The 14,009-nt window shown below is 67.1% G+C and carries 13 protein-coding genes; 4 read left to right on the forward strand and 9 right to left on the reverse strand.

Going from position 1 to position 14,009, the window contains the following annotated elements; genetic code table 11:
• Positions 1–21: 21 nt before the first annotated feature.
• Positions 22–294 (forward strand): hypothetical protein, encoded by a 273-nt coding sequence (locus BG90_RS36480; protein ID WP_010110645.1) that lies wholly within the window; start codon positions 22–24, stop codon positions 292–294.
• Between the two features lie 158 nt (positions 295–452).
• Complete coding sequence (locus BG90_RS19295) at positions 453–1,442, forward strand: DedA family protein/thiosulfate sulfurtransferase GlpE (RefSeq protein ID WP_010120769.1); 990 nt, start codon at positions 453–455, stop codon at positions 1,440–1,442.
• A 154-nt stretch (positions 1,443–1,596) separates the two neighbouring features.
• On the opposite strand, the gene BG90_RS19300 is transcribed toward BG90_RS19295, so the two are convergent.
• The 8 genes from BG90_RS19300 to BG90_RS37885 form a co-directional block, all read right to left on the reverse strand.
• Entirely contained in the window at positions 1,597–3,057 is a 1,461-nt protein-coding gene (locus BG90_RS19300) for an OprD family porin (RefSeq protein ID WP_038801648.1), read from the reverse strand.
• A gap of 157 nt (positions 3,058–3,214) precedes the next feature.
• Entirely contained in the window at positions 3,215–4,348 is a 1,134-nt protein-coding gene (locus tag BG90_RS19305) for an ABC transporter ATP-binding protein (RefSeq protein WP_010120771.1), read from the reverse strand.
• On the reverse strand, positions 4,345–5,334 hold the full coding sequence (locus BG90_RS19310; protein WP_010120773.1) for an ABC transporter ATP-binding protein: 990 nt from the start codon (positions 5,332–5,334) through the stop codon (positions 4,345–4,347). Before BG90_RS19310 ends, BG90_RS19305 begins: the two co-directional genes overlap by 4 nt.
• A 1-nt stretch (position 5,335) precedes the next feature.
• On the reverse strand, positions 5,336–6,238 hold the full coding sequence (locus BG90_RS19315; protein ID WP_010120775.1) for an ABC transporter permease: 903 nt from the start codon (positions 6,236–6,238) through the stop codon (positions 5,336–5,338).
• Positions 6,239–6,250: 12 nt separating this feature from the next.
• Complete coding sequence (locus BG90_RS19320; RefSeq protein WP_010120777.1) at positions 6,251–7,189, reverse strand: ABC transporter permease subunit; 939 nt, start codon at positions 7,187–7,189, stop codon at positions 6,251–6,253.
• 12 nt (positions 7,190–7,201) lie between these two features.
• The gene (locus tag BG90_RS19325) at positions 7,202–8,821 is read right to left on the reverse strand and encodes a peptide ABC transporter substrate-binding protein (protein WP_038802117.1); all 1,620 of its coding nucleotides are present in this window, start codon (positions 8,819–8,821) and stop codon (positions 7,202–7,204) included.
• A 183-nt stretch (positions 8,822–9,004) separates the two neighbouring features.
• Positions 9,005–9,586 (reverse strand): cupin domain-containing protein, encoded by a 582-nt coding sequence (locus BG90_RS19330; protein WP_025990395.1) that lies wholly within the window; start codon positions 9,584–9,586, stop codon positions 9,005–9,007.
• On the reverse strand, positions 9,570–9,815 hold the full coding sequence (locus tag BG90_RS37885; RefSeq protein WP_010110656.1) for a hypothetical protein: 246 nt from the start codon (positions 9,813–9,815) through the stop codon (positions 9,570–9,572). Before BG90_RS37885 ends, BG90_RS19330 begins: the two co-directional genes overlap by 17 nt.
• 407 nt (positions 9,816–10,222) lie before the next feature.
• Between BG90_RS37885 and BG90_RS19335 the strand changes: the two genes are divergently transcribed.
• Both BG90_RS19335 and BG90_RS19340 read left to right on the forward strand, forming a co-directional pair.
• Positions 10,223–11,725 (forward strand): peptide MFS transporter, encoded by a 1,503-nt coding sequence (locus tag BG90_RS19335; protein ID WP_010120785.1) that lies wholly within the window; start codon positions 10,223–10,225, stop codon positions 11,723–11,725.
• A 111-nt stretch (positions 11,726–11,836) separates the two neighbouring features.
• Complete coding sequence (locus tag BG90_RS19340; RefSeq protein ID WP_025990396.1) at positions 11,837–12,040, forward strand: hypothetical protein; 204 nt, start codon at positions 11,837–11,839, stop codon at positions 12,038–12,040.
• A gap of 41 nt (positions 12,041–12,081) precedes the next feature.
• Here BG90_RS19340 and BG90_RS19345 read toward each other — a convergent pair whose 3' ends face one another.
• A complete protein-coding gene (locus BG90_RS19345) occupies positions 12,082–13,761 on the reverse strand; it encodes a phosphodiester glycosidase family protein (protein WP_010120786.1) in 1,680 nt (559 codons plus the stop codon).
• Positions 13,762–14,009: the final 248 nt, after the last annotated feature.

The following is a 14,009-nucleotide window of genomic DNA, read 5'->3' on the forward strand; positions in this document are numbered from 1 at the left end:
CACGATACGAGGACACGTTCAATGCGCACGACCGGTTCTTCCGGGGCCATGACCCTGCTAACCGAATTCGATCCGGCCGACGGTCGCGAGCATCGCTCGCTGCGTCTTGCGGCCACCGAAGACGGCAAAAGCGTACTGCTCATCGAAATCGACGAACGCAAGCCCGGCATCCATCGGGAAGTACGCTACGAAATCACGCCCGCCGAGTTGATCGCCGCGATTCGTTCGCACGGCGCGGAACTGCCGGGTGAAACGCACGGCACCATTCCGCCCGTCCGCAGCACGACGTCCTGATCCCCCAGTCATGGTGAGGCCGCGGCCGGCCCGCGCCCTCACCGTCTGCGCCGCGCGCCGACGCGCGCTGTGATCCCCTTCCCGAAAATAGCCGATAATCGGCACATCTACGCGCTCCATGCCGCGCGCTTCTCGCGGCGACCCTTCATCATTTCGTCATGCTTCATGATCTCGTCGCCCGTTTCGGGCCGCTCATCGTGTTCGCCAACGTGCTCGCCGCCGCGATCGGCCTGCCCGTGCCGGCCATGCCGACGCTCGTGCTGTTCGGCGCAATGGCGACGCTGCATCCGGACGCGATCGGCGCGCAGCTCGCGCCCGTGCTCGCACTCGCGGTGCTCGCGGCGCTGATCGGCGACACCGCGTGGTACATCGCCGGTCGGCATTTCGGCGGCCGTGCGCTGAAAACCTTATGCAAGCTTTCGCTGTCGCGCGACAGCTGCGTGAGAAAAACCGAACGCTTCTTCGGCCGCTGGGGCGTGCGCGTGCTCGCCGTCGCGCGCTTCATCCCCGGTCTGTCGCTGATCTCGGTGCCGATGGCGGGCGCGCTCGGCACGCGCTATCGAACGTTCGTCGGCTACGACGGCCTCGGCGCGCTGCTGTGGGCAAGCTGCGGCATCGCCGTCGGGTTCGCGTTCGCGAAACAGATCGATTGGCTTTTCACCGGCGCGAACCGGCTCGGCCGCGCGGTGCTCGTCGTGATCGTCGCGCTGCTCGCGCTCTATACGGCCGTGCGCTGGATGCGCCGTCGCGCGCTGATTCGCCAGCTCGCGAACGCGCGGATCGACGTCGACGAACTCGACCAGCTGCTGCAAGCCGATCCCGCGCCGGTAATCGTCGACGCGCGCTCGCCCGAACACCGCAAGCTCGATCCGTACGCAATCCCGGGCGCGCAACTCGCCGACGAACGCGATCTGCGCGACATCGTCGCGCACTATCCGGCGACGCAGAAATTCGTGATCTATTGCTCGTGCCCGAACGAGGTGACGGCGGCGCTGATGGCTCAGCGCCTCAAGCAGGCCGGCTTCGCCGACGCGCTCGCGCTGCGCGGCGGCCTCGACGCATGGCGCGACACGGGCCGGCAATTGATCGAGCTCGATCCGCAAGCGGCGAGCGAAGCGGTGCTCGCACCCGCGCCGAAGACCGCCTGATCGAACGGATGCGCGGCTGCGTGCGCGCGCATCGCGCGGGGCGCGGCGAACGGCGGCGGCTTGCGCGTGCGGACGCGTGCCGCGCACCGCCGCGGAGATGTCGATGTCGGGCGGCAGCCGAGCCCGCGCCGCCGCCCGAATCGTTTCGGAATGCTCAGAACACCTTCACAGGCACGTTCACGACCAGCCGGTATTCCTGGTTGGTGCTGTCCGAGTAGTGCGTCGAGCCGACGTGCCACATCGCGATGAACGTGATCTTCGTGTCCTTGAACTTGCCGCTCTGGATCGTGTATGACGGGATGAAGCCGAACTCGTGATGGCGGCCCTGCACCGGCGCGCCGTCCTTCCAGTAGATGCTCGAGCGCGTCGGATCGAGCGCCGCGCTCGCGGAGCCATCCGCGCCCCAGCCCGTCACGCCCCACACCATCGCCTTGAAGCCGGGCAGCCCCGCCTCCTTGCCGTAGAACGTGTAGCGCAACTGCAGCGATTTTTCGTGCGGCGCGTTGTAGTCGACGTCCATCGAATCGACAAGGAAGATGCCGTTCGTTTCGTTCAGGTAATCGAAGAACTGATCGCCGAGCACCTGCTGATAGCCGAGCAGCAGTTCGTGCGGACCGTGCTGCGCGGCGAGCGACAAGCTGTACGCGTTGTTGTCGATCTTGCCCTGGCGCGCGTCGCCCGTGTCGTGCGTCGAATAGAAGTTGCCGAAGCCCGTCCACTTGACCGTCTGCGGCGAGCCGTAGCTCTGCTTGACCGAGCCGTAGTACTGGCGCCATACGTCGTCGGCCTGGCCCGCATAGAACGACGCCGAGCCCGTCGACGAATAATCCCAGGTGCCGCCCAGGTACGTGAAGCGATCGACGCGCGTGCCGCCGTATTGGGTCGTCAGGTTCGTGAGCGTCGTGTGGCCGCGCGCGTTCGTCTTCGTGAAGCTGCCCGCTTCGAGCATCACGTTCTTGAATTCGTTGCTGACGATCGTCGCGCCGAGGAACGTCGGCGGCAGCGCGCGGTTGTCGTGCTGCTCCAAGAACGGATTGTCGACCGCCTGCAAACCGTACTTGATCACGGTGTTCGAAATGCGCGCCTTCACGTCATAGATGCCGGGAAACGCCCAAGCGAGCTGGTTCGAGCCGCCGCCGCCCTTCGCGATGTGCACCATGTTGCCCGCGCCCGCGCCGCCGTCGAGCTTCAGCGCCGCGTAGATCGACGCGTCGACGCCGAAGCCGATCAGCCCGCCCGTATAGCCGGACTCGAAGTTCGCCATCACGCCCTGGATCCACGCGCGGCGATGCGGCCCGCCCTTCGCATCGAGCACGTCCGCGTAGTTGCGGAACAGCACGTCGAAATGACTGTCGGCAATGAAGCCTTTCGATTTCGACTGGCTCGACACCGGCTCCGGCGGCATGACCTCCTGCGTGGCGTCGGCGTTGATGATCGCGTTCGGCGTCGTCGCCTGCTGCGCAAGCGTCGCGGCGGGCGCCGCCTTCGCCGGCGCGGCCGGCGCCGCGTCATCCGCACGCGCCGCGCCTGCGATCGACACGCCGGCGAGCATCGGCAGTCCCCACGCGAGCAGGACTGCTCGCGCGACCCTCTTCATCGATTGATGTTGTGTCATTGCGCTTCTCTTTTTATGTTGACAACCCACTCGCCGGCCGCGCATCGCGGCCGGCGACACCCCGACGCGCCGCCGTGACGACGCGTCTTCCCGCGACGCGAAGATCATCCGCGCCGTCCACACCCCTGTTGGCTTGTTGTGTCTTTGTCGGTACTGCTCAGCGCTGCGCGCCGGCGGCGCCGGCCCGAATGCAAGCGACGCGCGCGGCCGATCCGCCGCGCACCTCGGGCTGCGGCACCTCGCGCGCGCAGGCGTCGATCGCTTCCGGACACCGCGTGCGAAACGCGCAGCCCGACGGCGGATCGAGCGGAGACGGCATCTCGCTCGCGAGCAACAGCGGCCGCCGCGCGCGCTCGCGCGCGGGCTCCGGCGTCGGCGCGGCGGCGAGCAGCGCGCGCGTGTATGGATGCTGAGGCGCGCCGTACACGTCGCGGCGCGTGCCGAATTCCATCACGCGGCCTAGATACATCACGAGCACGCGCTGGCTGATCGCCTTGACGACCGCGAGATCGTGCGCGACGAACAGATAGGACAACGACAGCTCGCGCTGCAGATCGCGCAGCAAGTTGACGATCTGCGCCTGGATCGACACGTCGAGCGCGGACACGGGCTCGTCGCAGATCACGAGATGCGGCTCGCCGATCAACGCGCGCGCAATGCCGACGCGCTGGCACTGGCCGCCGGAAAATTCGTGCGGATAACGAAGCAGATGATGGACGTTCAGACCGACGCGCTCGAGCATCGTCAGCACGCGGCGGCGCACTTCTTCGCGGCCGATGCCCGGCCGATGCGTGACGAGCGGTTCGGCGACGACCTGCTCGATCGTCATCCGGGGATCGAGCGACGCGAGCGGATCCTGAAAGATCATCTGCATCTCGCGGCGGATCTTGCGCGCGTCGCGGCGCGCACCGCTCGCGATCGGCTCGCCGCGCCATTGCACGGTGCCCGCCGTGATCGGCGCGAGGCCGATCAGCGCGCGTGCGAGCGTCGACTTGCCGCAGCCCGATTCGCCGACGAGCCCGACGGTCTCGCCGCGCTTCACGTCGAACGACACGCCGTCGACCGCGCGCAGCGTGCCTTTCGGCGACCACGGGTAGCCGCCGAGCGGCACGCGGAAATGCACCTTGAGATCGCGCACCGACAACAGCGCATCGACGTCGTGCGATGTGTCGTTGCTTCGCGCGCCGGCGTCGGGCGCACCGACACCGGCGGTTCCGACGCCGCCCGGCGCATCCGGCGAAGCGGAAACGAACGAGGAAGTAGAAGAAACGAGATCGGTCGCGGCGCTCATCGCAGCCCTCCCATGATTTCCGCGATGGGCCGATGACACGCGCGCACGGCGCCCGTGTCCGAATAGGCAGTCAGCTCGGGGCGCTCGGCGCCGCATCGATCGGACGCATGCGAGCAGCGCTTCGCGAACGCACAGCCGAGCATGCCCTGGCCGGGCAGCGGCGGGCTGCCGGGGATCGCGACGAGCGGCGTGTCGTCGGGCGCGTCGAGTCTCGGCAGCGCGTTCAGCAGGCCGATCGTGTACGGATGCGACGGCGCGGAGAAGATCGCATCGGCGCTCGCGTATTCGACCGTGCGGCCCGCATACATCACCATCACGTCGTCGGCGAGCCCCGCGACGACGCCCATGTCATGCGTGATCAGCACGATCGACGTGCCGTGCTCGCGGTTCAATTCGCGCAGCAGCTCGATGATCTGCGCCTGCACGGTGACGTCGAGCGCGGTCGTCGGCTCGTCGGCGATCAGGATCTCCGGCTCGAGCAGCAGCGCCATCGCGATCATCACGCGCTGGCGCATGCCGCCCGAGAACTCGTGCGGGTACATCCGGATCCGGCGCGCGGCGTCAGGAATCCTGACTGCTTCGAGCGCTTCGATCGCGCGCCTGATCGCGTCCTTGCGCGACATCTTCCGATGCAGCTGCAGGCTCTCGGTCATCTGCCGCTCGATCGTCAGGAACGGATTGAGCGAGGTCATCGGATCCTGGAAGATCATCCCGATCCGGTTGCCGCGCACTTCGTTCAACTGCCGCATGCTCATTTCGAGCAGATTCTCGCCGTCGAACAGCGCTTCGCCGGACGTCGAGCCGTTGCCCGCGAGCAGGCCCAGCAGCGCCATCACCGTCTGGCTCTTGCCGGAGCCCGATTCGCCGACGATGCCGAGCGTCTTGCCCGCTTCGAGCGAAAACGACACCCCCGACACCGCGTCAACCGGCTCGCCTTCCCGGCGCGTGAAGCGCACGCCTAGATTCCTGACTTCGAGTAGCGCCATCTCAGCGGTCCTTCGGGTCGAGTGCGTCGCGCAGACCGTCGCCGACGAAGTTCACGCAGTAGAGCGTCACGCACAGCATCACCGCCGGCGCGAGGAGCAGCCACGGCATCGCTTCGAGCTTCTGCGCGCCGTCCTGGATCAGGACGCCCCAGCTCGTCATCGGCTCCTGCACGCCGAGTCCGAGGAACGACAGCACCGATTCGGTCAGCACGATCGTCGGCACGCTGACGGTCGCGTAGACGACGACGACGCCGAGCAGATTCGGCACGATGTGGCGCCGGACGATCGTCGCGGGCGCGACGCCGATCGCACGCGCCGCGTCGACGAACTCGCGCGTGCGCAGCGACAGCGTCTGGCCGCGCACGACGCGCGCCATGTCGAGCCACGAGAACGCGCTGATCGTCAGCACGACGAGGATGAACGAGCGGCCGAACAGCGTCATCATCAGGATCGCGATCAGCAGATACGGGATCGCATACATCATGTCGACGACCCGCATCATCGTCGCGTCGACGCGCCCGCCGGCAAAGCCCGCGATCGCGCCCCACGCGACGCCGAAGAGCCCCGACACGAACGTGCCGAGCAAGCCGACCTCGAGCGACACGCGCCCGCCGATCAGCGTGCGCACGAGCAGATCGCGGCCGAGCTCGTCGGTGCCGAACCAGTGCATGTTCGCGAGAGTCGGCGCGAGGCTGATCGACGACCAGTCGCTCGCGGCGGGATCGTTAGGAGAAAGAAGCGGCCCGACGAAGCACGCGAGCGCGATCAGTACGAGCACCGCAAGGCTCGCGAGCGCCGCGCGGTTGCGCACGAAGCGCCGCGCGGCGAGCTCGAGCGGCGTGCGCGAGCGCGGCGGCGTATCGGCCGGCCGAGGCAGCTCGATCGAAGAGGAAACAGGCGTCATCGCGTCGCCCTCTCAATAACGGATGCGCGGATCGAGCCACGCATACGCGAGGTCGACCAGCAGGTTGAACAGCACCGCGCAGACGGTCGTCAGCACGACGAGACCGAGTACGAGCGTGTAGTCGCGATTGATCGCGCCGTTGACGACGAGCTGTCCGAGGCCCGGCAGCGCGAACACCGATTCGGTCACGACAGCCGCGGTGATCGACGAGATGCAGACCGTGCCGAACAGCGACACGACGGGCATCAGCGCGGGCTTCAGCGCATGGCGCATCACGATCGTGCGGCCGGGCAGGCCTTTCGCGCGCGCGGTGCGGATGAAGTTGCTCGACAGCGTCTCGATCATCGACCCGCGCATCACGCGCGCGAGCAGCGACACGTTGATCAGCGTGAGCAGCGCGACGGGCAGCACGCGATAGCGCCAGCCGCCGTCGCCCCAGCCGCCCGCGGGCAGCCAGCCGGCACCCTCGGACGTCTTCAGCAGGATCGCGAAGATCAGCACGAGCACGGGGCCGAGCACGAACGGCGGAATCACGTTGCCGAAGTTGCCGATCAGCATCACGACGCGATCGACAATGCTGTCGCGCCGCACGGCGGCGATCGTGCCGAGCAGCACGCCGAGCACGATCGACAGCGGAATCGACACGCCGCCGACGCCGAGACTCACGGGCAGCGCCTTGCGCACGAGATCGTTGACGGTCCAGTCCGTATAACGGAACGACGGACCGAGATCGCCGTGCAGCAGCGAGCCGAGATACAGCAGGTACTGCTTCCACATCGGCTCGTCGAGGTGGTACTTCGCGTTCAGGTTCGCGAGCGTCGCGGCGGACAGCTGCTTCTCGCTGTCGAACGGCCCGCCGGGCGTGAAGTGCAGCAGCAGATAGCAGACGGTGATGACGGCGAGAATCGTCGGCACCGCCCACAGCGTGCGCCGCAATGCATAGGCCAGCATGATCGGCTCCGCTCAGTGCTTGGTCAGATACATGTCCTGCGAAGCGCGCATGTCGATGTAGTTCGTCAGCGTGTAGCCGCCGACATACGGCTTCACGAGACGGTCCGCCGAATACTGGAAGAGCGACACCATCGGATATTCGCTCATCGCGAGGTCATGCGCCTGCGTGAGGAGCGCCGTGCGCGAGCTGTCGTCGAGCTTCTGATTCGCTTCGGCGACGAGCGCGTCAACCTTCGGATTGCAATAGCCGACCGTGTTCTGCGGGCTGCCGCAGCGGATCAGATCGAAGAAGGTCATCGCGTCGTTGTAGTCGGCGAACCAGCCGTCGCGCGCGACCTGCACCTTGCCGTCATGACGCTGCTTCATCAGCACCTTGAACTCGACGTTCTCGAGCTTCGCCGTCACGCCGAGCTTCGTGCGCCATTCGGACGCCGCGAAGAGCGCAACCTTCTTGTGCAGGTCATTCGTGTTGTAGGTGAGCGTGAACGTGAGCGGATTCGAGTCGCCGTAGCCCGCCTGCTTCAGCAGGCTCTTCGCATACTCGACGCGCTTGCCCATCGGCCACGACGCCCAGTCCGGCGTGAACGGCCGCTGCACGCCCTTCACGCCCTTCGGCATCAGCCCGTACATCGGCACTTCGCCCGCCTGCGTGATCTTCGACGTCAGGATCTCGCGGTCGAGCACCATCGCGAGCGCTTCGCGCACGCGCTTGTCCTTCAGCGCCGAATCGCTGTTCTTCAGGTAGTAGTAGTACGTCGCGAGCTGCAGCCCCGGCCGCAGCTCCTTGCCGAACTGCTTGCTGACCTGGCCGAAGCCGCCCGCGGGAATCGAGTACGTGTAGTCGATCTGGCCCGCCTGGTACATCCGCAGCGCCGTCTCGTCGTTCTCGATCGGCAGATAGGTCACCTTGCGGATCACGACGTTGCGCGCATTCCAGTACTTGTCGCTCTTCGCCATCACGATCCGGTTGTTCGGCTGCCAGTCGACGAGCGTGTACGGGCCGTTGCTCACGATGTTCTTCGGCTGCGTCCATGCGCCGCCGAACTTCGTCACCGTGTCCTTGTTGATGGGCGCGAGCGGCGCCATCGCGGTCAGCTCGGGAAAGTACGACACCGGCACCTCGGTCTTCACTTCGACCGTGTACGGGTCGACCGCGCGAATGCCGAGATTCGTCGGCGGCTGCTTGCCCGCGATGATCGCCGACGCGTTCTTCACGAACTCGACGAGGATCGTGTACTTCGAGCCCGTCTTCGGATCGGCGAGACGCTGCCACGAATACACGAAATTCGCGGCCGTCACCGGCTGGCCGTTGCTCCACTTCGCGTCATGACGCAGCTTGAAGATCCACGTATCCGGCGCCTTGTGCTCCCACGACTGCGCGACGCCCGGCACCACGCTTCCGTCCGCGGCGATGCGCGCGAGCCCTTCGAACAGATCGAGGCCGATCGTGTTGCCGGTCCACGATTCGATGTGACCGGGATCGAGCGATTCGATTTCGGCGGGCACCTGCCGCGTCAGATCCTGCTGATCGGAGAGAACGACATTCGAGGGAACGGAGACGGCCGAGGCGAACGGCGCCGTGGTCAGGGCGAGCGCGGCCAGCACGGCCGCGAAGGCATGCGTGTGTTTCATCGTGTGCGATTGGTAGTGGTAGCGGGAAAGCGACGCGCGACACAAGGCCGTGCGCGGCGCGGCGCGAAGAACGCTTAAGGCTGCGAAGAAACGGGGGGCCCCTGGTGCCTGTATTTCATGTTAGTCATCCTTACGTTGCTTTCGACAGGCACCCCGTTCGAAGAAACGAAGGAATGCCCCGCCTTAGAACAACCTCGGCGTCCCGACCCAGACCACCACCGACTCGATCTTCGCGGTGTTGACCCAGCTATGCGGGACCGTCGACTGGTAATGCGCACTATCGCCGGCGTGCAGGACGAACGTCTTGCCTTCCAGCGTCAACGACACTTCACCTTCGATCACATACAGGAATTCCTCGCCTGCATGCGTCGTGACCTCGGACCGTTTCTGCCCCGGCGGCATCCGCACGAGAATCGCCTCGAGCTGGCGCCCTTCCGGCACGTTCGTCAGCCGCGCAAACAGGTTCGCCGAATCGGCGAAGCTGAAGAAACGCAACTGATCGCCGCGGCAAACCGAACGCTCCTCGCTCGGCGTCTCGACGAAGTACTGCACCGTGACGCCCAGCGCATGCGCGATGCCGGCCAGCGACGTGATGGACGGCGACGCGAGCCCGCGTTCGACCTGCGACAAAAACGGCTTGGAAATACCCGCGGCAGTCGCTGTTTCGTCGAGCGTGCGCTTCAACCGCTGCCGCAGCGCCCGAATCTTGCTACCGAGCGCGACGCCGGCATTGGCAGGCCGCGTGTTTTCAGTGGAAGGAACCATAGCAGGCCGAAATCTTATCGTCAAAAAATGTTTGATGGAAAATAACGAAGTTTGATAGATATGACTTACTCTTCGTCGTCTCGAGCAGCACTGCCAGCACGAAACGGATGCCGCGAGCCGCGGCGCCGAGATCGAGACAGCACGCTATCTTGCCAGACTCGCCGTCTTCACAGGCAAGCTCCACGCGGGTTTGCGCGTGTTGCCACAGATGACGGCAAACGGCTTTCAATCAGCCCACAACCATGAGCAGCAAAGAAGACAGCCCTCTTTTTCGGGGATTACCCTGAGTGACGAAGATCCGACAGGCCGCGAGAATCGCGGCCGCCTCGCGGACCGCGACGATCTCGCGGCCCGCCCGTTTTTCACCGGCGACGGCGCGCGGCCTATCCGCTGCGCGCGGCGCCTCGTCTTGCGTCCCGATCCGGACGCTTGCCTGCCTATCGACATGACATCCCTTTCCTCTTTGTCGCGCGCCGCACGCGCACGCCTTCGCACCTCGCCGCCCGCACCGCACCGCCCTCGCGCCAGCGCCGATCCGCCGGGCCCGGCCCGCCGCCGCGTCGCGGCCGGCGTCTCGCCCGCTATCCGTCGCGCCGTCGCGCGCGGCGTTTCGTCTGCTCAATCCGGAGGTGCACAATGAATACTCGCGTGTCCCAGACCCGCTCGTTTACCACGGTCTTTCTGATCGAAATGTGGGAGCGCTTCGGCTACTACGGGATGGCGGCCCTGCTCGTCCTCTTCATGGTCGACAAGCTCGGCTTCACCGACGGCCATGCAAACCTGACCTGGGGCGCGTTCACCGCGCTCGTCTATGCGTCGCCGTCGATCGGCGGCTGGATCGGCGACAAGGTGCTCGGCGCGCGCCGCTCGATGATCGCCGGTGCGATCGTGCTGTGCGCGGGCTACCTGATGCTTTCGATTCCGAACGATCATCTCGCGTTCATGTATGCGTCGCTCGGCGTGATCGTCGTCGGCAACGGGCTCTTCAAGTCGAACGCCGCGAACCTCGTGCGCCGCATCTATGAAGGCGACGACGCGCGAATCGACAGCGCGTTCACGATCTACTACATGGCGGTCAACATCGGCTCCACCGCGTCGATGCTCGCGACGCCGTGGATCAAGGATCACTGGGGCTGGCACGCGGCGTTCGCCGTCTGCTGCGCGGGCATGGCGCTCGGCATCCTCAATTTCGTGCTGATGCATCGCACGCTCGCGCACATCGGCTCGCAGCCCGACGCGGAGCCCGTCCACTGGCGGCGTCTCGCCGCGGTCGCGGCGGGCGGCGTCGCGCTCGGCCTCGTCACGATGTACGTGCTGGGCCACAAGCAGCTCGCGGTCGCGAGCGTGTGGACCGCCGCATTCGCGATCCTCGCGATCTTCGCGTACATGATCGTGAAGTCGAACCGCTCCGAGCGCGCGGGCCTCATCGCCGCGCTGCTGCTGATCGCGCAGGTGATCCTGTTCTTCGTCTTCTACGTGCAGATGTCGACGTCGCTCACGCTGTTCGCGCTGCGCAACGTCGATCCGCGCTTCATCCTGTTCGGCACGACGCTCTTCACGTGGAGCGCCGCGCAGTTCCAGGCGCTCAATCCGATCTGGATCATGCTGCTGAGCCCCGTGCTCGTCGCGATCTACAACGGCCTCGCGAAGCGCGGCCGCGATCTGCCCGTCGCCGGGAAGTACGCGCTCGGCTTCGGCGTCGTCGCGCTCGGCTACCTGGCGTTCGCGATGAGCGGGCGCTTCGCGGTCGACGGCCGCGTGTCGTCGTGGTTCATGGTGGCGGGCTACGGCTTCTACTCGCTCGGCGAACTGCTCGTGAGCGGCCTCGGCCTCGCGATGATCGCGCGCTACGTGCCGGCCCGGATGGGCGGCTTCATGATGGGCGCGTACTTCGTCGCGACGGGCGTATCTCAATATCTCGGCAGCGTCGTCGCGAACTTCGCGCAGATGCCGTCGAACGATCTCCCCGCGACCGCGTCGCTGCCGCTCTACATCGAGCTGTTTACGGGCCTCGGCTGGCTCGCGGCGGGCGGCATGGCGGTCGGCCTGCTGCTGCTGCCGCTGATGAACAAGCTGTCGCGCGAGCATCTTCGCTGCGAAGCGGAGCGCCGCAACGCGCAGGCGGTCGCCGCGCACTAGTAAATTCCCTCGACATGTGACTTGCGCGCCACATTCTCCCTACGGTTCGCCCGTAAGCATCCTACACTGAAACAACTCGCCGGCACGGGCGACATCGGCAGGGAGAGAACGATGAAAAACAAGTCAACGAGGCTTTGGCGGATGCTGTCGGACATCCGCCGCGCGCAACGCTGCACGGCGTTGCGCGCGGCGGCTGCGTCAGCCGACGTGGATGCGCTCCTGACCGAGCGCGACGACGATCCCCCCGACGCGGACGACGCGACGCAGGACGACGCGGCGAGCGCGAAGCAGGCGAGGACGGATCTGCGCCATTGACACCGCCACGCCGCGCGCGCCGCTTGCGCGCGGCTTCTTCATCAGCTCGGCAACAGCATCAGCGTGTCGCCGACGCCTCGCTCGCCCGTCGTGTCGGACGGATGTCCGACCGTCTTCCCGCCGATCACCATGTTGCTCGAGCCGCCGCCGTCGAGATTGACGGCGGACGTCGCGCCGAGCCACGCCATCACCGCCGCCGTCTCCGGAATGCTCGTGCCGAGGCTCAGCGCCGGCTGCCGGCCGTCGATCTCGACGAGCAGGATCGTACCGTCGGCCGCGACGCCGACCGCCGTGCGCCCGTTGCGCGCAACATACCAGCCGTTGTACCAGTTGCCGTTCGCCGCGCCGCCTTCGCCTGCGTCGACGCCGCCCACCGTCGGCGCGAATCCCTCCTGCGCGGCGCTCTGCGCGAGATTCGGCACCGACAGCGTCGGTCCCGCTTCGACGAGCGAGGTGCCCGACGCGAGCGCCAAGTCCGCACCGTTCGCCGACAGCCGCTGCGATACGGCGAGGCGCGTGCCCGGCGTCGCGTGCGCCTGCAGCCACGCGGCGCTCGCGCCGAGCCCCTGCAGCACGTAGCCGTTCGGCGGCGGCGCCGCGCCGAGCGTCGCGTGGCCGCCGACGACGGCGCCGTTCGCGTCGACCACGAGTTCGTATCGCGCGCCCTGATAGCCGGCGTCGACGAGCGTGTTCGACGCGCCGCCGCGCAGATACAGCGCGTCGTACATCACGAGATCGTCGTAGTTCGTGCAGACCGTGTCCTGCGCCGGCTCCCGCGTCGGCGTCTGCGCCTGCACGCCGCAATTGACGACCGTGCCGAGGATCGGCCGGTTCAGCGTCTGGACCGCGATCGCGCTGCCCTGTGCGTCGGTCAGCGTGATCGTCGTCGCGAGGTTGCGCACGATCGTCGCGCGCTGGCGGCCGTTCGCGTCGCGCGCGAGCAGCAGGCCGGGACGCTTGCCGATCGCCGCGGCGGCAAGGCGTCCGTCGACGATCGTCGCGCCGACGGGCGAGCGCGGCGGCAGCGGCGCGCCGAACGGATTGATGTTCGTGAAGAAGCCGCCGTTGATGCCGGCGAGCGCGTTGACGCGCGCCTGCGCCGCCGATACCGTCTCGCCGCCCGCGCCGAGATCGTTGCCGCCCGGCAGCGCGACCGACAGCGCCGCGCCGGCCCGCGACGGGTCGATCGCGAGCACGTTGACGATCCATGGCCCCGTCGTCGGATTGCCGGCGAGCGACGTATGCCGCGTGCCGGGCTTGTAGCGATTCCGCGTCGCCTGCGCGATCTGCGCGGCGGTTGCCGTCGCATCGGCCTGCGCCGCGTAGCGGCCGACCGACAGCCAGTAGCCGAGCACGTTGCCCTGCAGGTCGGTGCCCGCCGACGCGTCGACGCGCGTCGTGAAGCCGGCGGCGGCGAGGTTCGTCGCATCGGTTTGCGTCGCGGCCTGCGTCGCGTAAAAGCCGATGTTGACGGTCCAGAAGTCGGGCGCGCTCGGCGCGCCACGCTTGATCTGGTAATAAGTGACGCCCGTCGCGACGGATTGCGACGACACGCCCTGCGCAAGGCCTTGCGGACCGAGCGGCATCTCGTTCGCGGGCATCGCCCAACGCTGCGCAGCCGGCGTCAGATCGTCCCCGCCGCAGCTCGCGAGCGTGAGCGTCAGCGCGACGACGGGCAGCAGGCGTGCCGCGAGGATTCTGATTGATTTCGTAGTCCGCAAGATTTTTCCTCGGTCGATTTCGTCCGTTGCAAGGCAACGCGGCGGGGACCGAGTATACGAACTGCCTATGACGGTGCGGTTAAAGGCGAGGCGACGAGCGTGAACGAGCGGCTGCGCGTCGAACCGCGCTCAGTCGACGCCGAACCCCGGGCACGCAACGGGCGCTGCCCGGCTCGCCGCCCGTCCGATGCGACGCGAGGATTTCGAGGCGACGTTCGCGAAGCGCCGCGACACGCGCTCGAGCGCTG

Origin of the sequence: Burkholderia oklahomensis C6786 (assembly GCF_000959365.1) — a bacterium.
GTDB lineage: Bacteria > Pseudomonadota > Gammaproteobacteria > Burkholderiales > Burkholderiaceae > Burkholderia > Burkholderia oklahomensis.

Coding starts and splice junctions, on each gene's coding strand:
- BG90_RS36480 (WP_010110645.1), top strand. CDS start 22: ATGCGCACGACCGGTTCTTCCGGGGCCATGACCCTGCTAACCGAATTC.
- BG90_RS19295 (WP_010120769.1), top strand. CDS start 453: ATGCTTCATGATCTCGTCGCCCGTTTCGGGCCGCTCATCGTGTTCGCC.
- BG90_RS19300 (WP_038801648.1), bottom strand. CDS start 3,057: ATGACACAACATCAATCGATGAAGAGGGTCGCGCGAGCAGTCCTGCTC.
- BG90_RS19305 (WP_010120771.1), bottom strand. CDS start 4,348: ATGAGCGCCGCGACCGATCTCGTTTCTTCTACTTCCTCGTTCGTTTCC.
- BG90_RS19310 (WP_010120773.1), bottom strand. CDS start 5,334: ATGGCGCTACTCGAAGTCAGGAATCTAGGCGTGCGCTTCACGCGCCGG.
- BG90_RS19315 (WP_010120775.1), bottom strand. CDS start 6,238: ATGACGCCTGTTTCCTCTTCGATCGAGCTGCCTCGGCCGGCCGATACG.
- BG90_RS19320 (WP_010120777.1), bottom strand. CDS start 7,189: ATGCTGGCCTATGCATTGCGGCGCACGCTGTGGGCGGTGCCGACGATT.
- BG90_RS19325 (WP_038802117.1), bottom strand. CDS start 8,821: ATGAAACACACGCATGCCTTCGCGGCCGTGCTGGCCGCGCTCGCCCTG.
- BG90_RS19330 (WP_025990395.1), bottom strand. CDS start 9,586: ATGGTTCCTTCCACTGAAAACACGCGGCCTGCCAATGCCGGCGTCGCG.
- BG90_RS19335 (WP_010120785.1), top strand. CDS start 10,223: ATGAATACTCGCGTGTCCCAGACCCGCTCGTTTACCACGGTCTTTCTG.
- BG90_RS19340 (WP_025990396.1), top strand. CDS start 11,837: ATGAAAAACAAGTCAACGAGGCTTTGGCGGATGCTGTCGGACATCCGC.